The following is a 21,999-nucleotide window of genomic DNA, read 5'->3' on the forward strand; positions in this document are numbered from 1 at the left end:
CGGTGGCCGGGCCCGGGGCTCTTGCAGGGAAGCGGGGCGGCGGGGCTCAGGCGAGCGGGGCCGGGGTGCGCTCGGCCTCGGCGGCGACCAGACCGTGGATCCGGCCGGCGGCGGCGTTGCCGGCCACGATGCCGACCAGGATCGCGGCGACGAGGAAGACCGTGCCCATCCAGGCCATGGTCGCCACCGGCAGGGTGTAGGCGCCGATCACCTTGGCCACGCACTCGGCCACCAGCACGGTGCCCCAGATCAGCGAGAAGGCCCGCTCGCAGCGCCGGAAGGAGACCGAGGCACCCACCGAGGCCGCCGCGCCGGACGCCAGCCGGTCCCACGCGGCCGACATGGCCGGCTTCCCCTTGACGACGAACGGCCGCATCCCGGCGGTCATCATCGGCCGCCCGGCGAAGGCCGAGACCAGCACCGCCAGGCCGATCACGCTGCTGATCGCGCCGTCCTTGGCGATCATCAGCCGGGCGTCCCCGGTGACCGCCGACAGGCCGATGCCCGCCAGGTTGACCACCAGCATCAGGGTGGCGAACGCGTTGAACGAGCGCTCGCGCACCAGCTGGAGGGCGGTGCGGACGGCGGGAACGACGCTGGAGACGGTCAGCGAGGCGATCATGCTCAGGTGGAACACCGAGTGCGCCGCGTAGTAGGCCAGCAGCGGCAGCGCGACGTCGATCAGCAGCGGCCGGAGCGGAGCCAGCTCGCTGTGCTTCTCCTCGGCCGCGGCGGTCCCGGCCAGAGCGGTCTCCGCCTGAGCGATCCCGGTGGGCTGCTCCATCACATTGCCAGCGGTGAGTGCCATGATCGGTGACCTTTCCTGTCGTCCCTGCTGCGGGCCTTCCCTGTGCCTCAAGAATCCCGTCCGGGGCCGGTCCGCAGGCAGTGTCTGCCGTCCGGGAAGCGACATGACGGATGTCATGTAGAGCTGATGCCCACTCAGCACTGAGTACCCGTATTGGCGGACGCCTGCCTCGCTGCTCCCGGCTGGGCGCCCGACGCGTACAACGTCGCCGATCCAACGCCGTACCGCCGCGACGAAGCCGTCCGCCGGGTGCTCCGGATGCACGGGGTCACCGAGCCGGTGATACGTCATCTCCCGCTCCGGGCGGTCCGTCTGGTCGCCAGGGCGGTGCCCTCTGCGGGCCTCACTCCGTACGCCGTGGACCAGCTCGCGCACAGCGTGGTGCTGGACACCGGCCGTGCCCGCGACCAGGGTTGGACACCCCGCTGGGACCTGGACACCGCGTTCACCACCCGGGTCCGAACTGCCCGGGCGGAAGCGGCTTGGCGGCCGTGCGCCCTCTCAACCGCCGGAACGACGACGGGCCCCGCCGCTCCCACTGGGGGGAGGAACAGGGCCCGTCACGCCGTCTCGGTGACCCGGCCGCCCGGGTCAGCTCTTCGCAGCCTTCTTCACCAGCACCACCACCGCGGCGGCCAGGCCGACCACCACCAGGCCCTTGATCAGCAGGCCGAGCAGCGAGCTCACCACGCCGACCACGAACCAGACCAGGTTCCACGCCAGTACCAGGACGAGGACCGGGACAACGATATTGCGCACCCAGGAGGGCAGCGACTTCCAGAGCTCAGCCATGTCGGATCCTTATCTCCCCTCGGGCCGGCGCCGGCTCTTCCGTCGCGTCCCGTCCGCTTCCGATGCTTCGATCGTACGGGCGTCGCAGCACGCAGACGAGGCTTCCGGCCCCCCATAGAACCCCGAGATCCCCCCGAGTCCGGGCCCAGGGATACCCCCACCGCCCCCGTCGACACCCAGCCCGGCGAGACGTTCGCGACCCGCGACGGTCCGGCGATCAGCGACGGCCGGACCATCACCGTCACCGGTAACTGACCGGCTCTGGAGGCCCGTTGCGCCGGCGGAAGGAGCAACGGGCCGCCGGACGTCAGACCGGCCAGGTCTCACCGCGCCAGGCGGCGTCCCAGAACATCCACTCGTAGCGGGACGTCGTGGTGAAGTGCTCGATCACCCGCCGCCGTTCGGCCGGGGCGAGCTCCTCGCCCAGGCGGTCGGTCAGCTCCAGCACCCGCCGGACCACCGACTGGAACGCCTCGTCGCCGTAGGTGGCGATCCACTTGGCGTACAGCGGCTGCGGCGAGGACTTCGCCAGCAGCTGCTCGCCGACCCGGGCGTAGATCCAGTAGCAGGGCAGCACCGCTCCCACGGCCTCGGCGAACGAGCCGCCGTAGACGGTGGCGAGCAGGTAGCTGGTGTAGGCCCGGGTGGTCGGCAGCACGGGTTCGGCAGCGGCCTCGGCGGCCGTCTGGCCGAAGGCGTTCAGGAACTCGGCGTGCATGCCCTGCTCGGCGGCCAGTGCGCCGATCGCGTCGTCGGCGAAGGCCCGGACGTCCTGCTCGCCCGGGGCCTTGGCGGCGCAGACGGCCAACGCGCGGGCGTAGTCGCGCAGGTAGTGCGAGTCCTGGATGACGAAGTGGCGGAAGGCCCCGCGCGGCAGGGTGCCGTCGGTGAGCCCGGCGATGAACGGGTGGCCGAGGATCTCCGCGTAGATCGGCGCGATGGCCGCCCAGAGCTCGGCGGTGAGCGAACCGGGCCGCTCGGCGGCGTACGGCTCGGGCGGCCCCGACTGCGCCTGGCCGGACTGCCCGAACTCCCCGGACTGCTCGGCGGCGTGGGACTCCGGCTGCTCTGCGGCGTGCGGATGGGACACGGTGTGGACTCCCTCCCTGTCCCGGGCAGGCGGTTCCCCGCTGCCACGGCCAGGTTCTGGCGGTCGGCGCGGCAACCCCCCGCTCCGGGGGTGTCGTTCAGCGCCCTCTCAGCCCGCTGCCACGGGCTCCCGCGGTTCGACTGCGTACGCGGCCGACCCTACCGCCCGGCCGGGTCGCCGTTCACGGCCGTCCGGCCCCGGCGCACCGGGGCCCGTGGCCGGTCAGTCCTCCGGGGGAGAGAAGATCACCAACACCCGCAGTTCCTCGGTGACGTGGTGGAACCGGTGCGGCACCCCGGCCGGGACGAAGACCACGCTCCCGCGTCCGACCGTGGTCGTCTCCGACCCGACGGTCAACTCGGCCCGGCCGCTGATGACCTGGTAGATCTCGTCCTGCGCGTGCGGCGACTGGGTGTCGGTGTCGCCCGGCGAAAGCGCGTACAACCCGGCGGACATACTGCGTTCCTTGAGGAAGCGCAGGTAGGCGCCCTGGTTGGCGGCCCGCTCCGCGTCCAGTTCGTCCAGCCGGAAGACCTTCATCGGCGCCGCTCCACATCCTCGTCCGTCACTCGGCCACGCGATGGGTGCATTCAACCGCATCCGGCACCGGCCGCCGCACCACCGGGCTGCCCCGCCGGTTTGGCTTTCGCTCCGACTGCGGTACGCCTATAGGGCAAGACTTGCTCACAGGAGATTGGATGCGGGCGGACCCGTGAAACATTTCGTCGTCAAAACGCTCATCAACGCGGCCGCAATCTGGGTCGCCGCCTGGATCATCAACGGCATCGACCTCACGACGGACGGCTGGCAGCACAAGACGGTCACCGTGCTCGCGGTGGCGCTGGTCTTCGGCGTGGTGAACTGGCTGATCAAGCCGGTGGTCAAGCTGTTCTCGCTGCCGCTGTTCGTGCTCACCCTCGGGCTGATCACTTTTGTGATCAACGCCCTGATGCTGCTGCTGACTTCCTGGGCCTCCGGCCACCTCCACCTGGACTTCCACGTCACCGGCTTCTGGCCCGCGCTGCTCGGCTCGCTGATCATCAGCCTGGTGTCCTGGGGTCTCCACCTGGCCTTCGACGACGAGGACTGACCACCGACCGTCCTTCCCCAACGCCGAGGGCCCGCCGTCGTGGACGGCGGGCCCTCGGTGTGCGGAGACCTCGATCAGCGCGTCCCGGCGCTGAGGATGAGCGCCAACTGCTCGTCCAGATCGCCGCCGGTGCGCTCCTCGCCCACCGGCACCAGCCGGTCGGTGCGGGCGAGGAAGGCGATCAGCGGCGGCGCGGAGGACCGCAGCACCGCGTCGCCCTCGGGCGAGCGCAGCATGATGCCGACCTCGGCGAGTTCCTCCCCGAGCGGGTGGATGTGCACATCGCCCTCGCCGGTCGGCTGGCTGATCCCGTCCAGTAGCAGCTCCCGCGCGAAGACCCACGTCACCGGCGCGTCGCCGGGGAGGTGGAAGGTGAACCGGATCGCATACGGGTCGGCGGGGTCGTACTCGAGGTCGACCAGGATGCGGAAGGAGAGCTCGTTCGAGACCACGAGGTGCATCACCACGTGGCCCTGGACCGTGCTGTGCATGCGCCACTACCTCACGTTCTGACCGGCCTGCCCCGGCTGTGCGACTGTTATGGCCCCCCGGATCCGGGTCCAACCCGTCGGCCACGTTCGGTGCGTGCGATCCACCGGGGACCCGACGGGCCGTACGCCCCGGGCAGTCGCACCGTCCGCCGTGGTGGCCCCGACCCGGAGTTGGCTGCTCCGTTTGCCCGATTGACGCTCATTGCAGCACAGGGTGGGCACGCCTGCAATCACTCTCAGCAACGGATCCGTCGAAGCGCCTTCGAATCGCCCTCCATGCCAGAAGGCAACCATATGTTCAACGATTGGTAAAGCGCGAAACCTTCCAATCGAAGATCCCTGGCCGCTACACCCATCCCGGCGGAACCACACCCCCGAACACGCAGAATCATCCGTTCAGCGGAACCGAACCCTCCCGTTCTTCGGCCGGTTCGGGTTTCGGGCAGGCCCGCACGCGGGAGACTTCCGCACAACGCTCGCGCACCGGAGGTGGCCATGCCCGGCCCCGTCCGCCCGGTCGTCAAACGCACGGCCCGGGCCATCCTGCTGGAGTTGGACCCGGACGACCCGCACGCCCAGGCCTCCATCGTCCTGATCAAACGGACCCGGCCCGGCAGCAATCCGTACTGGATCACGCCCGGCGGCGGCGTCGAAGCCGGTGACCGCACCGTGGTGGACGCACTGCACCGGGAGATCGACGAGGAACTCGGCGGCAAGGTCGTGGACGTGGTGCCCGGCTTCGTCGACACCGTCTCCCACGCCCACCACGACGACGGCACCCTCGCCCATCCGCACGGGGTCAAGGTCCAGCACTTCTTCGTCTGCCGCCTGGCCGCCATGGACCCCACCCGCAGGCACGGCCCCGAGGTGGACGACCCACACGGCGAGTACGAGATCGTCCGCCTCCCCTTCACCCGCGAGGGCGTGACCTCGGTGAACGTCGTTCCGCCCAGCCTGCGCGCCTATCTCGCCGCCAACATCGAGGGCATCCGGGCCCTGCTCGCCCACGACCTGGGCTGAGGGCGTCCGGCCCGCCGGCGCGCGCTGCAGAAAGCGCGGGCGGGCCGGACGGCAACGAGCGCGCACGCGGGTAGCCGCACGGCACCGCCGGAACGCCCCGAGGCGAGACCCGGGCAAGGGCGTCGGCGCATGGCCCCACCCTGGGTTGCCATCCTCGACAGGTCGCCGAACAGCTGCGGAAGCTGGCCGAGCGCTTCGGCGGGCGCAAGGCCCCGCAGGCGATGGGGCCGATACCGAAGGGCGGCACGCCACGGAACCAGGCACGCCGGGCCGTCCTGATCAGCGCGGCGGTGCTGGTGGCCGGCCTGATCGCGGTACGCCTCGGAAGGCCGCCGACTGCTCCCAGCCGCACCAGGCGCAGGTCACCAAGGTCCTCAACATCGAGGAACCCACCGCCGAGGCCCGCTGGAGCACCGCGGTCGCGGTTCTCGGCGCCAACTGCCAGGTGGCCGCGATGGACACCGAGGCCGCCCACTCCGACCTCGCCTTCGGCCGGGTGGTACTGGGCACGTCCAAGGCGGACTGGCTCTCCGGGGCCGAACGCTTCGCCTACTGCACGGTGCACCCGAAGGACGGCGGCCAACTGACCGTGGACGTGCGGCCGAAGGCGGACGCGGGCAGCTGAGCCGCCGACGCCTCACTATCTGGCATGTAGTCAGCCCGTCGGCCGGCCCGGCGAACGGCAGGTCAGGCCGTGAGAGCGCCGGTGCGGAGGCGGGCGGCGGAGCGGGCGAGCCGGACTGCCCCGAGGACGGGAAGGCTGAAGCCCACCAGGCAGACGACGAGGACGTCGAGCGGGGTCAGCCCGGCCGAGGACACGGAGAAGGCGACGGCGACCAGCGGCACGGCCACCACCGGTGAGAACAGGAGCAGGGTCGCCTGCTTCTTCTCCCGCCGGGTCCACTGCGGGGACTTCCAGATCCTGAGCAGGGCCGCGATGGCGGCGGCCAGCGCGAGTACCGGTCCGAGGACCGGGACCAGGGACATCGGCGCCGGAAGGACTGCGAGGGCGATGGTGAGCTTGGTGCGGGCGGCGCTCTCCGGTTCGGGTCGCGGCCGGCCCTCCGCGTCGAGTGCGGCGTCGGCGATCTCCTGGGGGCGGCCCAGGTTGTTCAGGACCTGCCGCACCGCGTCCTCGTCGACGGGGTAGCGGTCCGCCAACGCGACCTCGATGTGCTCGCGCAGGTCCGCCAGCAGTTCGCGGCGGCGCTCCTCGGGCAGCGTGGCGGTGAGCCGGGTGACCGCGTCCAGGTAGGCGCGGACCAGCGGGTGCTCGATCGGGGTCATGGCTTCTCTCCTTGGGCTAGGACGTGGTCCACGGCTGCTCGGAAGGCGGGCCACAGCGTGGTGAACTCCTCCAGCGCACTGCGGCCGGCCGGGGTGAGGGTGTAGTAGCGACGCGACGGGCCGCTGGCCGAGTCGCGCAGGAAGGTGTCGGCGAGCCCGGCGCGGCGCAACCGGGACAGCAGGGGGTAGATCGTGCCCTGGCTGGTCGCCAGCATCGGGAACCGACCGAGCTCCTGCAGCAACTCGACCCCGTAGCGCGGACCGTCCCTCAGCAGCGCCAGCACGCAGTACTCCAGCACCCCCTTGCGCAGTTGAGTGGCCACCGACCCGTCCGCTGCGCCGGAACCGTCGATGTGTGCCGTGCCAGGTACCATGCAACGCAAGATAGCATGCGGAACAAGATGGCTCCAGGGCTCACTGGTGAGCCGTCAACCTGACCCTCTGACAATGTTGATTTGTGTTGATGACGCGGCATCAGCGGCGGTGGGCGGAGAGGAGCAGGGCGAGGGCGAGCAGGGCGATGCAGACGCTGGAGAAGGCGTAGGCGAGGAGGACGGCACGGGGGTCGGACTGTCCTCGGCGGTGGCGTTCGGCGGCTTCGCGGTACTCGGCCTGGGGATCGTCGTCCATGGTCAGCGCTCCGCGTCCTGGTGGCGAAGGCGGACGGCGTGGGGCTGGCCGTGCAGGGTGAAGGAGAGGTCGAGCCGGCCGTCGCGCCGGAGGAACTCCATGGCGCGCTCGGCGGCGTCGGGTCGGGTGAGGAAGTAGCGGAAGGCGTCAGCCTGGAGAGTGCCGAGGGGTAGGAGCTTCAGGGCGTCCCAGACGGCGATGAGCGCGTCGGGGAGGCGGGTGAACGTGGCGGGAGCGGTGACGCCCTCGATCTCCACGACGACCGGGATGTTGTCCGTGCTCGGGGTGTTCATACCGCGCTCCGCCGGGTCGGACTGATCAGACACCAGACGGCTTTGCCGATGCCGCCCGGCCTGGGGTGGCACCCCCAGTCGGCGGACAGTTGCTGAACGAGCCAGAGACCTCGCCCCTCCTCGTCACCCTCGCTCGCCGAACAGGGCTTCGGATGGCGGGCATTGGCATCGTGGACTTCGATTCGCAGTATGGCGGGCGAGAGTTCGAAGCGGACCTGGATCAGGCGACCGGGCGGTACGCGGGCGTGTTCGACGGCGTTGGCGACGAGCTCGGAGAGCAGCAACTCGCCGGTGTCCGCATACTGTTCGCCGCCGTCGAGGCCAGCGAGGAAGTCCCGCAGCAGCCTGCGGGCTCTACCCGCCGACTTGCGGTGACGCGGGAGCCAACACGAGAGCTCGCCAGTCGCAGCGAGCGGCCTCTGCAACGTTCCGGTCATGGCAACGCCCCTTCCGGGCATGGTCGGTAACCGTGATCCAGGCGCACGGCCCGGCGGCAGCCGGGATCAGGCATAGGAATGCCCGCCCAACCGGCCTCCGTAATCACTCTGCGTCTAACGAGTGACTACGTGCCGTAGCATGCCCCTTGCCTGCCATTTCATGCAACCGCATGAGTAAAAGTGCATATGCACTTTCAGATCTCGTGTGACGACGCCCTGTTCAGCAGGACAGACTGTGATCCGACGAGGCAGTGCGACAGAGGGAGGCAGCAACGTGCCCGCAACGCCCACCGTGCGCCGCCGGATGCTGGGTGCGGAACTCCGGAAGATCCGAGAAAGGCTCGACCTCACAGTTGACGAAGTCGCGTCCCGCCTCGGGTGGCACCAGTCCAAAGTCAGCCGCTTGGAGACCGGCCGCTCCGGTGTGCGCGCGAACGAGGTCGGGGTACTCCTCGACGTCTACCAAGTCACCGACCCGGCAACCCGCGAGGCGCTCGCGACTCTGGCACGCGAGGGCAAGCGCAGGGTCTGGTGGCAGCCGTACTCCGACGTGATCTCGCAGCGCTACGCCTCGTTCATCAGCTTCGAGGCAGAGGCCGTGTCGGTCCGGAACTTCGAGTCGTCGCTGATTCCCGGACTGCTCCAGACCGCTGACTACGCACGAGCGGTGACCAGGCAACTTCAGCCGGAAGCCACGCCCGACGTGGTCAATGCACTCGTCGATGTGCGCTTGGCCCGGCAGAACGCGGCACTTCAGCGAGAAGAACCGCTGAAGCTCTGGGCAATCGTGGATGAGGCCGCGCTGCGCCGACTGATCGGCAGTCAGGCCGTCATGGCGAAGCAACTGCAACAGCTTGTCGCCAGTTCCAGGGAACCGCACATCACCCTGCAGGTCGTACCTTTCGCCGCCGGTGCTCATCCGGGCGTTCTCGGATCGTTCGCCATCCTGGAGTTCCCGGTCCGGAACGATCTCGACGTGGTGTACACCGAGGCCCTGACGAGTAGCCTCTACCTCGAACGGGACGACGACGTGGCGGCTTACGACCAGGCATTTGATCGGCTCCGGGCAGCGGCACTCGACGTTGGGCCGTCGCGGCGGCTGATCGCGCAGATTGCAAAGGATCTTGAGTGATGCATGCGGACCGGGACAGCGTGGACTTGAGTCACGCTGCGTGGCGCAAGAGCAAGTTCAGCGGCAACCAGGGAAACTGCATCGAGGTCGCCGACGGACTCACTGACGTCGTCCCCGTCCGCGACTCCAAGGACCCACACGGCCCCGCCCTCGTCTTCCCCGCCGACGCCTGGTCGGCCTTCGTCGCGGGCATCAAGGCAGGCGACTTCCCGACCGTCTAACTGTCGGACGTAACCAGGGTGCCAGCCTCAGCCGTCATGCCCAACGGTTCGGCGCCGCTTTTTGGCGCGGCGGGCGAGCACATCGAGGAGCCGTTGCCACGCCGGTGATGCCTCGGCGATCCGAGAGAAGATCAGCTCCAGATTCGGCCGGCTGCGCGTGCAGCAGCGCGTCGATACGGGCCAGTGGCACCCCGGCATCGGCGAGGGTCCTGACCGCTCCGGCGCCAGGCGGTACTCCACGCTCACCACGGCCAGCCGTGCCTGTACGGCGAGCCGCCACAGCCTCTCGTCCTGCCCGTCCGCAGAGCCGAAAGCCCAGCCACCGCCGTGGATGTGCAGGTACACGCCGTCGACGTGGTCCGGCACGAACGTCCGGACCTTCACCCCGCCGGCAACGACGCGGTCCTGGCCCTGCGGCAGTCGCACCGGTGGCGTGTCGCCGGCGAGCCGGTTGCGCCGCAGGAGCGCCAGCGCGGTTGCGTCCGGCGCCTCCCCACGAGGTGGACGGCTCGCGGCAGCAGCCTCGAACCGTTCGTTGAATGCCAGGGTCTCGGCGAGGCAGTCCTCGTCAGTGATCGTCATGCATCGACTGTCGCAGCTCTCCGCGACAACACCCTGTCACCCTTTCCGAGTGAACCACGTCACACCCACGTCGTACCGCCCGTCCCCGGTGGAGGAGGAGCAGGAGTCGGCGTCCTGCGGTCAGTTCACCGTGCCGCCGACTCCCCCGGCAGGTCGTGGTGGATCCGCTCCGCCGGTACGCCGGACCGCGCCAGTACCGCCGCGGTCCGTCGCACCATCGCCGGCGGCCCGCTGAGGTAGGCCGCGTGGCCGGCCCAGGGTCCGCGCCTCGCAACGGCGTCCGGGAGCTCTCCGCTCTCCGCTCCGCCCGCCCCGCCCGACTCCTGGGAGAGGACCGGGCGGACGGTGAGCCAGGGGTTGCCGTGGGCGAGCCGCCGCAGGGCGTCGAGGCCGTACAGCCCGGTGTGCCGGCGGGCGCCGTAGAAGACCTCGACCGAGCGGCCCCGGGTGCCGTGGGCGGCCAACTCCTCGACCAGCGCGGTGATCGGCGCGATGCCGGTGCCGCCACCCACGCAGAGCAGGTCGGCGCCGCCGGCGTGGTCCAGCACCATGCCGCCCTCTGCCGGTCCGAGCCGCAGCACGTCCCCGGGGGCGGCCCGGTGGACCAGGGCGTTGCTCACCCAGCCCGCCTGGACCGCCTTGACGTGGAAGGTCAGCAGACCGTCGGGGCGCGGCGCGGCGGCGAAGGAGTAGTGCCGCCAGACCCGGGGCCACCAGGGCGTCTCCAGGGCGGTGTACTGGCCGGCGCGGTACGGGTACCCCTGGTCGGGGCGGAGGGTGAGCACCGCGATGTCGGGGGTGCTCAGCCGGTGCGCGACGATCTCCGCCTGCCACCAGGGCGGCGAGGTCCTCGCCGCCTGCTCGGCCGCGCCGGACATCACCCGGGCGACCTGCCCGTACGCCCGGCGCCAGGCCAGTTCGGCCTCGGCGGTCCAGTGGCTGCCGCAGTACCGCTGCAGGGCCGCGACCAGGCACTCGCCCACCGAACCGTAGTGGCCGCTCAGCGTCCCGTACTTGCGGTGGCTCCGGCCGAGCGGGGCCAGGTACCCGGCCAGCACGGCGGGGTCGGCGGCGTCGCGGACGGCCGTCAGCAGGGTGCGGAACAGCCGGTCGCGCTGGAGGTCCATGGCGGCCGGGAAGAGCGCCCGGATCTCCGGGTCGCGCAGGAAGAGCAGGGCGTAGAAGTGCGCGGTGGCGCGGTCGGCCACCGGTTCCACGACGGCCAGGCAGGACCGGACCAGCTCGATGTCGCGTGCGGTGGGCGGCTGTTCGGCTCCTAGCCCGGCGGCCACGGCCGTCACTACGGCGACCGGCCGCGGCAGCGCGGGGGCTCCCGGGACGGCGGTCAGCGCCGGGAGCGCGGGGAACGCCGACCCGCCGGGCAGAGCCCGGTGTGGCGGTGCTGCGGGGAGCGGCGGCGCGACCGGGAGCCGGGAGGCGTCCGACGCCCAGGCCCGGGACCAGTGGTCGCCCGGACCGGCCCAGTTGAGCCCGGGGGCCCGGGTGAACATCGGCTCGATCGCCGGCACCAGGGGCAGTACCGGCAGCGCCTCGGCCGAGCTGGTCGTCCCGGGCCTCGGCGGTTCCGCCGGAGGACTCGGCGGCTCCACCCGGGCCGGCAGCGCGGGCGCCGGCACGGCCGGCGGCCTGGTCGGGCGCGGCGGGATCACCAGCCCGGTCCCGATCGCCCTTCCGGGCGCCGCCAGCGGGCCGGTGCCGGGCAGTTGGCCCAGCAGCGGCTCCGGCGCCGGCTCCAGGGCGGGCAGCTGATCCGTAGCGGCCTCCGGCGGCTGGGGCACGGTGTCCGCCGCTGCAGATGCGAGGCCCGCTCGGACGAGTAACGGTGTTGACTTCAAAGCGACTTGACGAGTGCCCAAGAGAATCGTTCCGCCCCGGTCGTCCCTGCTACCACACCTGGCTCTGCTCTGCTGAAGCCCCGGTAGCCTGGCACGTTCGGACAGTTCATCGGGCAAATCGCGCAAAGTACGGACACCCGGGCCGGGGAGCCGGTACTCTCACCGGCCCCCGCCGAAGCCGCCGGAACCGGACCCCGGCTGGAAGCGGCGAGCTGACACGCCGTGAGCAGCGCTGTCCGGCCGCCGCCGCACGGTCTGCACCGGCGGATTCCCTGCCCCCGGCAACGCCGTTTCGGCGCCAGGGCGGCCGGTTCGGGAAACCCTGACAGAGGGTGGGGTGAGATCAGGGCCGCTCCCTGATGGCCGGGGCTCACCACGGCCTTCGGCCTGGGCTCCCACTCCTGACCGGTCCGACCGCCACGCCCCGCGCAGCGTCGCCGCGCGGGGCGTGGCAGCGTGTCCCCGGCAGCCATGCCGGGGACACCGGGAGTCACAACTGGCGCAGCAGCATCCCCGGCTGCTCGACGCAGTCCGCGACGAAGCGCAGGAAGCCGCCGGCCGTCCCGCCGTCGCAGACCCGGTGGTCGAAGGTGAACGACAGCTGGGTGACCTGCCGGACGGCCAACCCGCCCTCGTGCACCCAGGGTTTGGCCGCGATCCGGCCGACGCCCAGCATCGCCGCCTCGGGGTGGTTGAGGATCGGCGTGGAGCCGTCCACTCCGAAGACGCCGTAGTTGTTGAGCGTGAAGGTGCCACCGGTGAGCTCGGCCGGGGTGAGCGTCCCGGCCCGGGCCGACTCGGTCAACCTGGCCAGCTCCTCGCCGAGTTGCTCGGTGTTGAGCAGGTGGGCGTCCCGGACCACCGGGACCACCAGGCCGCGGTCGCTCTGCGCCGCGAAGCCGAGGTGCACCGCGCGGTGCCTCCTGATACCCGAACCGTCGCTCTCCACGCTGGAGTTGAGTTCGGGGAAGCGGACCAGACCGGCCGTGCAGATCCGGGCCAGCAGCGCCAGCACGCTCACCTTCGGACCGGCCGCCCGGTTCAACTGGGCGCGCGTCTCCATGAGTCCGGTCGCGTCGGCGTCCACCCAGCAGGTCGCGGCGGGGATCTCCTGGTGGCTGCGGGTGAGCTTCTCGGCGATCGTCCGGCGCAGCCCGCGCAGCGGTACGACCTCCTCGTCGGCGACCGCGGCGGGAACCGGTGCGACAGCCTCCGACAGCGCCCGCTGCACATCGGCTCGCATGATCAGGCCGTCGGGACCGCTGCCGGTGATCCGGGCCAGGTCCAGGCCGTGTTCGCGGGCCATCCGCCGCACCAGCGGCGAGATCACCGGGACCACCGCGGACGCCACCACCCGAGCGGCCTCCGGCACCGGAGCAGGGGCGGGAGCGGGAGCGGGAGCGGGGGCGGGGGCAGGGGCAGGGGCAGCCGCCGGAGCAGGTCGATCGATCCGGACCCGGGCCCGGCGCCCGCCCTTGGCGCTCTCCAGCACGCCGTACCCGACCAGCGGGCGCTCGTTCGCCGCACCGGGCGCCGCCGCACCGTCCGCCGCCGCGCCGGTTGCCGCAGCCCCACCGGCCGGTCCGGAGCCCGTACCCTCGCTCGCGCCCGCCGTAGCGACGGCGACCGTCACCAGCGGCGCCCCGACCGCGATCTCCTCGCCGACCTCGCCGAACCGCGCGGTGACCACCCCGCCGTAGGGGCAGGGCACTTCGACCACCGCCTTGGCCGTCTCGACCTCGACCACCGGCTGGTCGACGGCGATCACCTCGCCGACCTCGACCATCCAGCGGATCACCTCGGCGCCGGTGAGCCCCTCGCCGAGGTCCGGCAGCGTGAACTCGCGTACCACGGGCATGATCGTCACTCCTCCCACTGCAGCCGGGCGACCGCGTCCAGGATCCGGTCCACCCCGGGGAGGTGGTGGTGCTCCAGCATCGGCGGCGGGTAGGGGATGTCGAAGCCGGTGACCCGCAGCACCGGCGCGGCCAGGTGGTGGAAGCAGCGCTCGGTGACCCGGGCGGCTATCTCCGCGCCGACCCCGCCGAAGCCGGTCGACTCGTGGACGACCACCGCCCGCCCGACCGAGCGGACCACCTCGGCGACCGTCGCGTCGTCGAACGGCACCAGGCTGCGCAGGTCGAGTACGGCCAGGTCCCAGCCCTCGGCCTTCGCCGCCTCGGCCGCCTCCAGGCAGACCGGCAGCGAGGGCCCGTAGGTGATCAGGACCGCCGAGCGGCCGGTCCGCCGCAGCACCGCCTTGCCGATCGGCTCGACGGGCACGGCCGGGTCCCACTCCTCCTTGCCCCAGTAGAGCCGCTTGGGCTCCAGGAAGACCACCGGGTCGTCCGAGGCGATCGAGGCGCGCAGCAGGCCGTAGGCGTCGGCGACGGTGGCGGGGGTGACCACGTGGAGGCCGGGGGTGGCGGTGTAGTAGGCCTCGGAGGCGTCGCTGTGGTGCTCGACACCGCCGATGCCGCCGCCGTACGGGATCCGGACGGTGATCGGCAGCGGGAGCTTGCCGGCCGTGCGGTTGCGCATCTTGGCGACGTGCGAGAAGAGCTGTTCCAGTGCGGGGTAGGCGAAGGCGTCGAACTGCATCTCCACCACGGGCCGCAGCCCGTACATGGCCATGCCGATGGCGGTGCCCAGGATGCCGGCCTCGGCGAGCGGGGTGTCCAGGCAGCGCTCGGGGCCGAACTCGGCGGTGAGTCCGTCGGTGATCCGGAAGACGCCGCCGAGGGCGCCGACGTCCTCGCCCATCACATGGACGGTGTCGTCGGCCCGCATGGCGTCCCGCAGCGCGGCGTTGAGCGCCTGCGCCATGCTGGTGCTCTTCATGGCGGAGGGCTGCCGCTCAGCGGCCCGGTCGAGGGCGGTGGCGGGCGACGGGTGGGACGTGCTCATCGGCCCTGCACCTCGGCCTCCGCGGCCAGCTCGGCCGCCAACTGGGCCGCCTGCTCTCGCAGTTGCGGCGTGGGTTCGGCATAGACATGGGCGAACAGGGACATCGGGTCCAGTTCGGCGTCGGAATGGAACTCGGCGCGCATCCGGGCGGCCAGCGCCTCGGCCTCGTCCGCGGCCTCCTGCACCAGTTGGTCCTCCAGCAGCCCGGCGGCGCGCATGTGACGTTCCATCAGGAGGATCGGGTCGTGCTCGCGCCAGGCGGCGACCTCCTCCTCCTGCCGGTAGCGGGTGGCGTCGTCGGCGTTGGTGTGCGCCTCGATCCGGTAGGTGAGCGCCTCGACCAGGGTCGGGCCGCCGCCGGAGCGGGCCCGCTCCACGGCCTCGCTGAGCACCGCGTGCACGGCGGGCGCGTCGTTGCCGTCCACCAGCCGGCCCGGCATGCCGTAGCCGACGGCCTTGTGGGCCAGGCTGGGCGCGGCGGACTGCTGGCTGAGCGGGACGGAGATCGCGTACCCGTTGTTCTGCACCAGGAAGACCACCGGGGCGTGCAGTACGGCGGCGAAGTTCAGCGCCTCGTGGAAGTCGCCCTCGCTGGTACCGCCGTCGCCGAGCATGGCCAGCGCCACCGCGCGCTCGCCGCGCAGGTGGGCCGCGTGGGCCAGCCCGACGGCGTGCGGCGCCTGGGTGCCCAGCGGGGTGCAGAGCGGCGCGGTCCGGGTGGCGCGCGGGTCGTAGCCGGTGTGGGCGGAGCCGCGCAGCAGGGTGAGCGCCTCCAGCGGGTCCACGCCCCGGGCCACCACGGCGAGGGTGTCCCGGTAGCTGGGGAAGAGCCAGTCCTGCTCGTGCAGCGCCAGTGCGGCGGCGACCTGGCAGGCCTCCTGGCCGGTGGAGGCGGGGTAGACGGCGAGCCGGCCCTGCTTGGTCAGGGTGGTGGCCTGCTGGTTGTAGCGGCGGCCGACGACCAGCCGCCGGTACAGCTCGCGCAGCAGCGCCGGGTCGGTCTTCTCCAGCAACGGGGTGCCGAGGACCCGCACGGGGGACGGGTCGGGCAGCAGCGGTGCCGGGTCGGTGCGGGGGGCGGTCGCGCCGGGGAGCCACCCCGGGACGGAGGCTGAAAATCTGTGGTCGAGAACGGTCATCTCGGCACCTCCGATGGGTGGGAGGGGGTGCGACAGGGGCGGGGGTGATGCCGTGGTGAGCGAGGGGCGGCGCGGCAGGCCGCCGGGGCTCATCGCTCCCTACCGATTGTTCGGTTGTCTGGTCATTCTGGCCACAGCTGAGCCAAGGTGGTGGACAATCGGCTCGAACGGCGCTCTCCTGGTGCCACCATGTCCATTCCGAGAGAGCGGGGGGCCGTGTCCGCTGAACAGATGTCCAGGCTCGACCGAGTCGACCGTTCGATCCTCCGCCTGCTCCAGCAGGACGGACGGGCCTCGATCCGCTCGGTCGCCGAACGGGTGCACGTGTCCCGGGCGAACGCGTACGCCCGGATATCCAGGATGGTCGAGGACGGGGTGATCCGCGGCTTCACCGCCCGGGTGGACCACGAGCGGGCCGGCCAGGGCGCCTCGGCCTACATCACCCTCAAGATCGTGCAGAACTCCTGGCGGACGGTGCGCGAGCAGCTGCTGGGGCTCCCCGGGGTGGCGCACATCGCGCTGGTAGGCGGCGAGTTCGACGTCCTGCTGCTGGTGCACACCGCCGACAACCGCGCACTGCGCGAGCTGGTCCTGACCAGGATCCAGAGCATCTCCCAGGTGCTGGCGACCCAGACCCTGCTGGTCTTCGAGGAGACCGACCAGGTCCCGCCGGACTAGCCGGGATCCCGTCCGGCCGGCCCCGGGCGGCTGGGACGGGCCCTGGTTACGCGGTCGGTGCACGCAGCCCGTCGAAGGCGAGGTGCACCACCGCCTCGGCGATCCCGTCCTGCGCCCGGACGCCGGGCCGGTACCACTCCACGATCGAGTTGATCATGCCGAAGAGCAGCCGGGTGGCCAGCCGGGGCTCCACGTCCGAACGCAGCTCGCCCTCGGCGACCGCGGCCCTGAGCAGCTCGGCGACCTGGTGGTCGAACTCCCGTCGCCGCTCCAGCGCCCACAGTTCGGTCGGCGTGTTGCCCCGCACCCGGAGCAGCAGCGTGACGTACGGCAGCTCCTCCAGCAGCACCTCGGCCGTCCGCCGCACCACGTGCTCCAACCGGTCCACCGGCCGGCCGCTCCGGGCGGCGGGCTCGTCGAGGATGGCGAACAGGCCGTCCAGCGCCCGGCCGACGGCGAGGCGCAGCAGCTCCTCCTTGCCGCGCACATGGTGGTAGATCGAGGACTTGGAGATACCGGCGGCCTTCGAGAGGTCCTCCATGGACGTCCCGTCGTACCCGCGCTCGTTGAAGACCTCGACGGTCACGGCCAGCAGTGACTCGACGGTGTACGTGGTGCGGGTGGTGTTCTCGGCCATGGGAACGAGTATCCTCGCCGCCCCGGGAGCGCGTCAGCCTGGGGTCGAAAGATCCGCATGGCCTCGACAGCTCCCACCGATGATTTCCGCACCTTTTCCGGCTAATACGGGATTCCAGCCCGGAAATCGGCCAAAACTCCGCGAAAGCGAATTCCCGCACCGCCCCCACCCGGGGCCGAGAGCCCCGGGGTTTCCAAGGCGGCCGGATAGACTCGCCGTTCACCGCCGACGATCCCGGCGGGGTGGTGACGGCGACCGGTGGAGGGGCCCCGCAGTGAGCGCGATACAGGAGACGGTGGCAGCGGACCGCCGTCCGCTCCCCGGCGAGCCCCCGGTGCCACCGTCCTCCTCCGCGCCCCCGCCCTTCCCCGGCACCGGGACGTTCCGCGAGCACCTGCGCCGGGGCGCGGCCGCGTTCGGCCCCGCCCTGGCGCTGTTCGGGGCGGTGAAGCTGATCGGCTTCTCGGTCTTCATGCTGCTACTGGATTCCTCCGGGCGGTTCCACCAGCTGGACCCCAGATTCGGCGGCGGCGCGCACCCGTGGGATGTCGTGGGCAGCTGGGACGGCTGGTGGTACCAGCAGGTCGCACAATTCGGTTACCACCCGGAGCTGATAGCCGACCACGGCGGATTCTTCACCGTCCAACAGAATTCCGCAGCCTTCTTCCCGCTCTATCCGGGCCTGATGCGCCTGGTCTCGGACTGCACCGGTATCGGCCTGTACGGCGCCGGAATGCTGGTCTCGATCGTGTCCTCCTTCGCCGCCGCCGCCGGGATCTTCGCGGTCACCAGGCAGCTGGCCGGGGCCCGGGCCGGCGTGATCGCGGCCGCGGTCTGGGGCGCCTTCCCGGGCGCGGGCGTGGAGTGGGCGGTCTACACCGAGTCGCTGTTCGTCGCACTGACCGCCTGGTCCTGCTACTTCGTGATCAGCCGGCAGTGGCTGAACGCGGCGTTGATCACCTTCATCGCCGGCCTGAGCCGGCCCACCTCGATGACCCTGATCGCGGGCGTCGCGCTCTCCGCCGCCGTCGCCCTGTTCCGCCGCCGGGACGGGGTGCTCGCTCCGCTGGCCGCGATCCTGCTGCCCCCGCTGAGCTTCTTCGGCTACATCGGCTGGGTCGGCTACCGGATGGGCCACTGGGACGGCTACCTCACCCTGCAGCGCGGCGCCTGGCTGCACTTCTTCGACTTCGGCAAGTACACCTCCGACGCGGTCACCCACGTCCTCACCGGTGACAACAACTACCTCTTCGCGTACCCGACCGAGGACCTGATCGCCGTCCTGGTGCTGTTCGCACTGCCCTGCCTGCTGGTCCCGCTGCTGCGGCTGCGCCCGCCGCTGGTGATCACCGTCTACACCCTGGGCACCCTGGTGCTGGTCCTCGGCAGCCAGCAGATGTTCGGCACCCTCTCCCGCTTCGTGGTCCCCGTCTTCCCGCTCACCATCCCGATCGCCCTCGCCCTGCGCCGCCTCTCGCTACCCTCCCTGGCCACCGTCCTCGGCGTGGGCGCCGTCGCCTCCGGCTGGTTCGCGGGCTATGTCGTCTTCGAACTCGGCATCCCGTAGACCGCGGCAGGGCCCAGGGGCGCGGAGCCAATCCCTCCGCGCCCACGACATCCGTCCTCGCGCGCCTCGCGGCTACCCCTGTGCCCCGACCGATCGTTCGGTTACTCTGAGGGGTGTCCCGTCCGCCCCTTGGAGGAGCGCACCATGGCCGCTGCGACCCCTGCCCTCTCGGTCGCCGAACTGATCGAACGCCACCAGGACACCCTCGACCGAGCCCTCGCGGCGATCCGCAGCCGCGACTACTGGTCCCCCTACCCCGAGTTCGCGAAGGCGTACGGCGAGAGCGGAGCGGCGGACGGCAAGGCCGCGTTCGAGGCTCTGCTCGGCGGCGTCTTCGCCCTCGACGGCCATCCCACCGACGGCGAGCTGGTCGGTGGCGAGACCTCGCCGTACGGCATCGAGCTGGGCATCAGCTACCCGCACGCCACGCCCGACGCGCTGATCGGCGCCCTGCAGGCCGCCCGCCCGGCCTGGGCGGCGGCGAGCCCGGCCGCCCGCGCGGCGGTCTGCCTGGAGATCCTGGACCGGATCAACAAGCGCTCGCACGAGTTCGGCCACGCGGTGATGCACACCACCGGCCAGGCCTACGGCATGGCCTTCCAGGCCGGCGGCCCGCACGCCCAGGACCGGGGCCTCGAAGCCGTGGCGTACGCCTTCGCCGAGCAGACCAGGCTGCCCGAGCGCGCCGACTGGACCAAGCCGCAGGGCAAGCGCGACCCGCTGACCATGGTCAAGGAGTTCACCGTGGTGCCGCGCGGGCTCGCGCTGCTGATCGGCTGCAACACCTTCCCGACCTGGAACGGCTACCCGGGCCTGTTCGCCTCGCTGGCCACCGGCAACCCGGTGCTGGTCAAGCCGCACCCGCGCGCCACCCTGCCGCTCGCGCTCACCGTACGGGTGGCCCGCGAGGTGCTCGCCGAGGCCGGGTTCGACCCCAACACGGTCTGCCTGGCGGCCGAGCACGAGGGGTCGACCGTGGCCCAGGTGCTGGCCGTGCGACCCGAGGTGAAGGTCATCGACTACACCGGCTCGACCTCCTTCGGCGACTGGCTGGAGGCCAACGCCAAGCAGGCCCAGGTCTACACCGAGAAGGCCGGCGTCAACACGGCGGTGGTCGAGTCGACCGACAACTACCGCGGCATGCTGGCCAATCTGGCCTTCGCGCTCGCGCTCTACAGCGGCCAGATGTGCACCACCCCACAGAACATCCTGATCCCGCGCACCGGCATCGGCACCGACGAGGGAAGCAAGTCCTACGACGAGATGGTCACCGACCTGGCCGCCGCGATCGACGGCCTGCTGGGCGACGACGCCCGGGCCGCCGCGATCCTCGGCGCCGTGGTCAACCCGGGCGTGCTCCAGCGCACGGTGCAGGCGGCGGGCGGCGAGTTCGGCGAACTCGCGCTCACCCCGCGGGTGGTGGTCTCGCAGGAGTTCCCGGGCGCGACCATCAGGACGCCCGCCCTGGTCAAGGTGGACGCCGACAAGCCGGACGACCGGGCCACCTTCCTCAGCGAGTGCTTCGGGCCGGTCTCCTTCGCGGTCGCGGTGGAGTCCGCCGAGGCCGCGGTCGAGATGCTCCGCCGCACCACCGCCGAGCAGGGCGCGATGACCGCCACCGGCTGGACGGTCGACGCAACCGTCGAGGCCGCCCTGGTCGAGGCCGCCCTCGACTCCGGTGTCTCGCTCTCCCTCAACCTCACCGGCGGTGTGTACCCGAACCAGACCGCCGCCTTCTCCGACCTGCACGGCACCGGCGCCAACCCGGCCGCCAACTCCGCCTACTGCGACGGCGCGTTCGTCGCCAACCGCTTCCGCACCGTCGAGATCCGCCGCCACAGCTGACCGCGGGTCAGGGCAGAAGACGGTTCAGGGGCGCGGGGAACCGCGCGAGTGACCATGCACGTCCGTGGCGGGCTGGTCGCGCGGCTCCCCGCGCCCCGAGGGCATCACCCGCCCGCCCGAGGATCGCGCCCACACCTCGGTCGGCCCCGGCCGCCGACCCGGCGTCAGCGGTTCCGCTTCGGGTTGAACACCCACACCCGCATCAGCAGGAAGCGCACCACCGTGGCCACCGCGTTGGCCGCCACCAGCACCGCCAACTCCCCACCCTGCCGGGCCGACGGCCACGCCACCCCCTGCAGCCCGATCGCCGCACTGCTCAGCACCAGCCCGATCGCGAACGCGATCCCGCCTTCCGCCTGGGCCCGTACCGCACCGCGCCGCCCGGTCACCCCGAAGGTGAACCGCCGGTTGGCCGCCGTGTTGAGCACCGCCGTCAGCACCTGCGCCGCCGCGTTGGCGACCAGCGCCGGCGCCACCTGCCGCAACAGCAGGTACAGCAGCACGTACGAGGCCGTGCACACCGCGCCCACCACCGCGAAGCTCGCCAACTGCCAGGACAGGCCCGGCGGTAGCTGCGCCACCCGCACCCGGGTCGGCAGGTTCTCGATCCGTCCGGCGCCGGCCAGCGAGCGCCGGGTGACCCGGGCCATGCCCTTGAGGTCGTCGATCACCGTACGGACGATGTCCACCCGGCTGTCCGGGTCGTCCACCCAGTCCACCGGCACCTCGTGGATCCGCAGCCCGGAGCGCTCGGCCAGCAGCAGCAGTTCGGTGTCGAAGAACCAGGCGTCGTCCTCCACCTCGACCAGCAGCTGCTTGACCACCTCCGTCCGCGCCGCCTTGAACCCGCACTGCGCGTCCGAGAACCTCGCCGCCATGGTGGCCCGCAGCAGCACGTTGTAGCTGCGCGAGATGAACTCCCGCTTCGGCCCGCGCACCACCGCCGAACCCCGGTGCAGCCGACTGCCGATCGCCAGGTCGCTGTGGCCCGACAGCAGCGGCGCGACCAGCGGCAGGAAGGCCTCCAGACCCGTCGAGAGGTCCACGTCCATGTACGCGACCACCTCCGCGCCGCTCGCGCCCCAGACCTGCCGAAGCGCCCGCCCGCGCCCCTTGAGGTCGAGGTGCACCGCCTCGACCTGCTCGATCTCCTCGGCCAGCACGGTCGCCACCCGCCAGGTGCCGTCGACACTGGCGTTGTCGGCGATGGTGATCCGGTACGGGTAGGGGAAGGTCTCACCGAGGTAGGCGTGCAGCCGGCGGACACACCGCTCCAGGGTGTGCTCCTCGTTGTAGACCGGGACGACCACCTCGACCAGCCGGGTACGGGTGACCGCGTCCACCGCGCCCGAGGGCAGCGGATCGGCCGCGGGCATCCCCCGGCGCACGGACTGGGTCGGGTCGGCGAGCGCGGGCTCTGTCATGTCGGTGAGATTCACAGCCCGATCTGGGGCAGCGATGATGGAAGGCTGAGAGCGAGCTGAGAACCGGCTCGCC

The 21,999-nt window shown here is 71.7% G+C and carries 25 protein-coding genes; 8 read left to right on the forward strand and 17 right to left on the reverse strand.

All coding sequences use genetic code 11. The features are described from left to right. Window positions 1–46: 46 nt before the first annotated feature. The 4 genes from ACZ5ON_RS10020 to ACZ5ON_RS10035 all read right to left on the reverse strand — a co-directional run bounded on the left by ACZ5ON_RS10020 (window position 47) and on the right by ACZ5ON_RS10035 (window position 3,230). Window positions 47–808, reverse strand: coding sequence for a VC0807 family protein (locus ACZ5ON_RS10020; protein WP_465588358.1), 762 nt, complete (start codon window positions 806–808; stop codon window positions 47–49). Window positions 809–1,399: 591 nt separating this feature from the next. Then, window positions 1,400–1,600 carry a DUF5326 family protein gene (locus tag ACZ5ON_RS10025; RefSeq protein WP_344637428.1) on the reverse strand — a complete coding sequence of 67 codons (201 nt, stop codon included), beginning with the start codon at window positions 1,598–1,600 and terminating at the stop codon, window positions 1,400–1,402. Window positions 1,601–1,907: 307 nt separating this feature from the next. Beyond that, window positions 1,908–2,690: a thiaminase II gene (gene tenA / locus ACZ5ON_RS10030; RefSeq protein ID WP_465588362.1), complete on the reverse strand. Its 783-nt coding sequence runs from the start codon at window positions 2,688–2,690 to the stop codon at window positions 1,908–1,910. 222 nt (window positions 2,691–2,912) lie between these two features. Continuing rightward, complete coding sequence (locus ACZ5ON_RS10035) at window positions 2,913–3,230, reverse strand: cupin domain-containing protein (RefSeq protein ID WP_465588365.1); 318 nt, start codon at window positions 3,228–3,230, stop codon at window positions 2,913–2,915. 172 nt (window positions 3,231–3,402) lie between these two features. On the opposite strand from ACZ5ON_RS10035, the gene ACZ5ON_RS10040 reads away from it, so the two are divergent. Next, the gene (locus ACZ5ON_RS10040; RefSeq protein WP_465588368.1) at window positions 3,403–3,780 is read left to right on the forward strand and encodes a phage holin family protein; all 378 of its coding nucleotides are present in this window, start codon (window positions 3,403–3,405) and stop codon (window positions 3,778–3,780) included. Between the two features lie 74 nt (window positions 3,781–3,854). Here ACZ5ON_RS10040 and ACZ5ON_RS10045 read toward each other — a convergent pair whose 3' ends face one another. After that, entirely contained in the window at window positions 3,855–4,271 is a 417-nt protein-coding gene (locus tag ACZ5ON_RS10045; protein WP_465588371.1) for an SsgA family sporulation/cell division regulator, read from the reverse strand. A 495-nt stretch (window positions 4,272–4,766) separates the two neighbouring features. On the opposite strand from ACZ5ON_RS10045, the gene ACZ5ON_RS10050 reads away from it, so the two are divergent. Both ACZ5ON_RS10050 and ACZ5ON_RS10055 read left to right on the forward strand, forming a co-directional pair. Next, a complete protein-coding gene (locus tag ACZ5ON_RS10050) occupies window positions 4,767–5,291 on the forward strand; it encodes an NUDIX domain-containing protein (RefSeq protein ID WP_465588374.1) in 525 nt (174 codons plus the stop codon). Between the two features lie 454 nt (window positions 5,292–5,745). Beyond that, window positions 5,746–5,916, forward strand: coding sequence for a hypothetical protein (locus ACZ5ON_RS10055; RefSeq protein WP_465588377.1), 171 nt, complete (start codon window positions 5,746–5,748; stop codon window positions 5,914–5,916). A gap of 62 nt (window positions 5,917–5,978) precedes the next feature. On the opposite strand, the gene ACZ5ON_RS10060 is transcribed toward ACZ5ON_RS10055, so the two are convergent. The 5 genes from ACZ5ON_RS10060 to ACZ5ON_RS10080 form a co-directional block, all read right to left on the reverse strand. Next, window positions 5,979–6,578 (reverse strand): HAAS signaling domain-containing protein, encoded by a 600-nt coding sequence (locus tag ACZ5ON_RS10060; RefSeq protein ID WP_465588380.1) that lies wholly within the window; start codon window positions 6,576–6,578, stop codon window positions 5,979–5,981. Further along, window positions 6,575–6,952, reverse strand: coding sequence for a PadR family transcriptional regulator (locus tag ACZ5ON_RS10065; protein WP_465588383.1), 378 nt, complete (start codon window positions 6,950–6,952; stop codon window positions 6,575–6,577). The genes ACZ5ON_RS10060 and ACZ5ON_RS10065 overlap by 4 nt, the downstream gene beginning before the upstream one ends. Before the next feature lie 100 nt (window positions 6,953–7,052). Then, window positions 7,053–7,208 (reverse strand): hypothetical protein, encoded by a 156-nt coding sequence (locus tag ACZ5ON_RS10070; RefSeq protein WP_465588387.1) that lies wholly within the window; start codon window positions 7,206–7,208, stop codon window positions 7,053–7,055. A 2-nt stretch (window positions 7,209–7,210) separates the two neighbouring features. Further along, window positions 7,211–7,501, reverse strand: coding sequence for a hypothetical protein (locus ACZ5ON_RS10075; RefSeq protein WP_465588390.1), 291 nt, complete (start codon window positions 7,499–7,501; stop codon window positions 7,211–7,213). Continuing rightward, window positions 7,498–7,938, reverse strand: a complete 441-nt coding sequence (locus ACZ5ON_RS10080; RefSeq protein ID WP_465588393.1) for an ATP-binding protein — start codon at window positions 7,936–7,938, stop codon at window positions 7,498–7,500. Before ACZ5ON_RS10080 ends, ACZ5ON_RS10075 begins: the two co-directional genes overlap by 4 nt. 274 nt (window positions 7,939–8,212) lie before the next feature. On the opposite strand from ACZ5ON_RS10080, the gene ACZ5ON_RS10085 reads away from it, so the two are divergent. Together ACZ5ON_RS10085 and ACZ5ON_RS10090 are read left to right on the forward strand one after the other, a co-directional pair. Continuing rightward, entirely contained in the window at window positions 8,213–9,070 is an 858-nt protein-coding gene (locus ACZ5ON_RS10085) for a helix-turn-helix domain-containing protein (protein WP_465588396.1), read from the forward strand. Next, on the forward strand, window positions 9,070–9,291 hold the full coding sequence (locus ACZ5ON_RS10090; protein WP_465588399.1) for a DUF397 domain-containing protein: 222 nt from the start codon (window positions 9,070–9,072) through the stop codon (window positions 9,289–9,291). Before ACZ5ON_RS10085 ends, ACZ5ON_RS10090 begins: the two co-directional genes overlap by 1 nt. Window positions 9,292–9,318: 27 nt before the next feature. Here the strand turns inward: ACZ5ON_RS10090 and ACZ5ON_RS10095 are convergent, their stop codons facing one another. The 5 genes from ACZ5ON_RS10095 to pdhA form a co-directional block, all read right to left on the reverse strand. Further along, window positions 9,319–9,873: an alpha/beta hydrolase fold domain-containing protein gene (locus ACZ5ON_RS10095; protein ID WP_465588402.1), complete on the reverse strand. Its 555-nt coding sequence runs from the start codon at window positions 9,871–9,873 to the stop codon at window positions 9,319–9,321. A 125-nt stretch (window positions 9,874–9,998) separates the two neighbouring features. Continuing rightward, on the reverse strand, window positions 9,999–11,672 hold the full coding sequence (locus ACZ5ON_RS10100; RefSeq protein WP_465588405.1) for a globin domain-containing protein: 1,674 nt from the start codon (window positions 11,670–11,672) through the stop codon (window positions 9,999–10,001). 547 nt (window positions 11,673–12,219) lie between these two features. After that, window positions 12,220–13,587, reverse strand: coding sequence for a dihydrolipoamide acetyltransferase family protein (locus ACZ5ON_RS10105; RefSeq protein WP_465588408.1), 1,368 nt, complete (start codon window positions 13,585–13,587; stop codon window positions 12,220–12,222). Between the two features lie 5 nt (window positions 13,588–13,592). After that, complete coding sequence (locus tag ACZ5ON_RS10110) at window positions 13,593–14,570, reverse strand: alpha-ketoacid dehydrogenase subunit beta (RefSeq protein ID WP_465588689.1); 978 nt, start codon at window positions 14,568–14,570, stop codon at window positions 13,593–13,595. Window positions 14,571–14,632: 62 nt separating this feature from the next. Continuing rightward, window positions 14,633–15,775: a pyruvate dehydrogenase (acetyl-transferring) E1 component subunit alpha gene (gene pdhA / locus ACZ5ON_RS10115; protein ID WP_465588411.1), complete on the reverse strand. Its 1,143-nt coding sequence runs from the start codon at window positions 15,773–15,775 to the stop codon at window positions 14,633–14,635. Between the two features lie 231 nt (window positions 15,776–16,006). Here pdhA and ACZ5ON_RS10120 point away from each other — a divergent pair, with 231 nt between their 5' ends. Further along, window positions 16,007–16,453 (forward strand): Lrp/AsnC family transcriptional regulator, encoded by a 447-nt coding sequence (locus ACZ5ON_RS10120; RefSeq protein ID WP_344638974.1) that lies wholly within the window; start codon window positions 16,007–16,009, stop codon window positions 16,451–16,453. Between the two features lie 46 nt (window positions 16,454–16,499). Here the strand turns inward: ACZ5ON_RS10120 and ACZ5ON_RS10125 are convergent, their stop codons facing one another. Next, entirely contained in the window at window positions 16,500–17,090 is a 591-nt protein-coding gene (locus tag ACZ5ON_RS10125; protein ID WP_465588415.1) for a TetR/AcrR family transcriptional regulator, read from the reverse strand. 274 nt (window positions 17,091–17,364) lie between these two features. On the opposite strand from ACZ5ON_RS10125, the gene ACZ5ON_RS10130 reads away from it, so the two are divergent. After that, a complete protein-coding gene (locus ACZ5ON_RS10130; RefSeq protein WP_465588418.1) occupies window positions 17,365–18,657 on the forward strand; it encodes a hypothetical protein in 1,293 nt (430 codons plus the stop codon). A gap of 144 nt (window positions 18,658–18,801) precedes the next feature. After that, window positions 18,802–20,502 carry a phenylacetic acid degradation protein PaaN gene (gene paaN / locus ACZ5ON_RS10135; protein WP_465588423.1) on the forward strand — a complete coding sequence of 567 codons (1,701 nt, stop codon included), beginning with the start codon at window positions 18,802–18,804 and terminating at the stop codon, window positions 20,500–20,502. 164 nt (window positions 20,503–20,666) lie between these two features. Here paaN and ACZ5ON_RS10140 read toward each other — a convergent pair whose 3' ends face one another. Further along, window positions 20,667–21,926 carry a bifunctional glycosyltransferase family 2/GtrA family protein gene (locus ACZ5ON_RS10140; RefSeq protein WP_465588426.1) on the reverse strand — a complete coding sequence of 420 codons (1,260 nt, stop codon included), beginning with the start codon at window positions 21,924–21,926 and terminating at the stop codon, window positions 20,667–20,669. Window positions 21,927–21,999 lie beyond the last annotated feature (73 nt).

The sequence above is a fragment of the Kitasatospora sp. NPDC032150 genome (genome assembly GCF_055579945.1).

Bases quoted from the DNA above. Each gene is read 5' to 3' on its own strand.
- ACZ5ON_RS10065 (WP_465588383.1), bottom strand. From the start codon at position 6,952: ATGGTACCTGGCACGGCACACATCGACGGTTCCGGCGCAGCGGACGGG.
- ACZ5ON_RS10125 (WP_465588415.1), bottom strand. From the start codon at position 17,090: ATGGCCGAGAACACCACCCGCACCACGTACACCGTCGAGTCACTGCTG.
- ACZ5ON_RS10075 (WP_465588390.1), bottom strand. From the start codon at position 7,501: ATGAACACCCCGAGCACGGACAACATCCCGGTCGTCGTGGAGATCGAG.
- ACZ5ON_RS10140 (WP_465588426.1), bottom strand. From the start codon at position 21,926: ATGACAGAGCCCGCGCTCGCCGACCCGACCCAGTCCGTGCGCCGGGGG.
- ACZ5ON_RS10060 (WP_465588380.1), bottom strand. From the start codon at position 6,578: ATGACCCCGATCGAGCACCCGCTGGTCCGCGCCTACCTGGACGCGGTC.
- pdhA (WP_465588411.1), bottom strand. From the start codon at position 15,775: ATGACCGTTCTCGACCACAGATTTTCAGCCTCCGTCCCGGGGTGGCTC.
- ACZ5ON_RS10080 (WP_465588393.1), bottom strand. From the start codon at position 7,938: ATGACCGGAACGTTGCAGAGGCCGCTCGCTGCGACTGGCGAGCTCTCG.
- ACZ5ON_RS10110 (WP_465588689.1), bottom strand. From the start codon at position 14,570: ATGAAGAGCACCAGCATGGCGCAGGCGCTCAACGCCGCGCTGCGGGAC.
- ACZ5ON_RS10105 (WP_465588408.1), bottom strand. From the start codon at position 13,587: ATGCCCGTGGTACGCGAGTTCACGCTGCCGGACCTCGGCGAGGGGCTC.
- ACZ5ON_RS10090 (WP_465588399.1), top strand. From the start codon at position 9,070: ATGCATGCGGACCGGGACAGCGTGGACTTGAGTCACGCTGCGTGGCGC.
- ACZ5ON_RS10045 (WP_465588371.1), bottom strand. From the start codon at position 4,271: ATGCACAGCACGGTCCAGGGCCACGTGGTGATGCACCTCGTGGTCTCG.
- ACZ5ON_RS10095 (WP_465588402.1), bottom strand. From the start codon at position 9,873: ATGACGATCACTGACGAGGACTGCCTCGCCGAGACCCTGGCATTCAAC.
- ACZ5ON_RS10025 (WP_344637428.1), bottom strand. From the start codon at position 1,600: ATGGCTGAGCTCTGGAAGTCGCTGCCCTCCTGGGTGCGCAATATCGTT.
- ACZ5ON_RS10020 (WP_465588358.1), bottom strand. From the start codon at position 808: ATGGCACTCACCGCTGGCAATGTGATGGAGCAGCCCACCGGGATCGCT.
- paaN (WP_465588423.1), top strand. From the start codon at position 18,802: ATGGCCGCTGCGACCCCTGCCCTCTCGGTCGCCGAACTGATCGAACGC.
- ACZ5ON_RS10070 (WP_465588387.1), bottom strand. From the start codon at position 7,208: ATGGACGACGATCCCCAGGCCGAGTACCGCGAAGCCGCCGAACGCCAC.
- ACZ5ON_RS10050 (WP_465588374.1), top strand. From the start codon at position 4,767: ATGCCCGGCCCCGTCCGCCCGGTCGTCAAACGCACGGCCCGGGCCATC.
- ACZ5ON_RS10120 (WP_344638974.1), top strand. From the start codon at position 16,007: ATGTCCAGGCTCGACCGAGTCGACCGTTCGATCCTCCGCCTGCTCCAG.
- ACZ5ON_RS10035 (WP_465588365.1), bottom strand. From the start codon at position 3,230: ATGAAGGTCTTCCGGCTGGACGAACTGGACGCGGAGCGGGCCGCCAAC.
- ACZ5ON_RS10055 (WP_465588377.1), top strand. From the start codon at position 5,746: ATGGACACCGAGGCCGCCCACTCCGACCTCGCCTTCGGCCGGGTGGTA.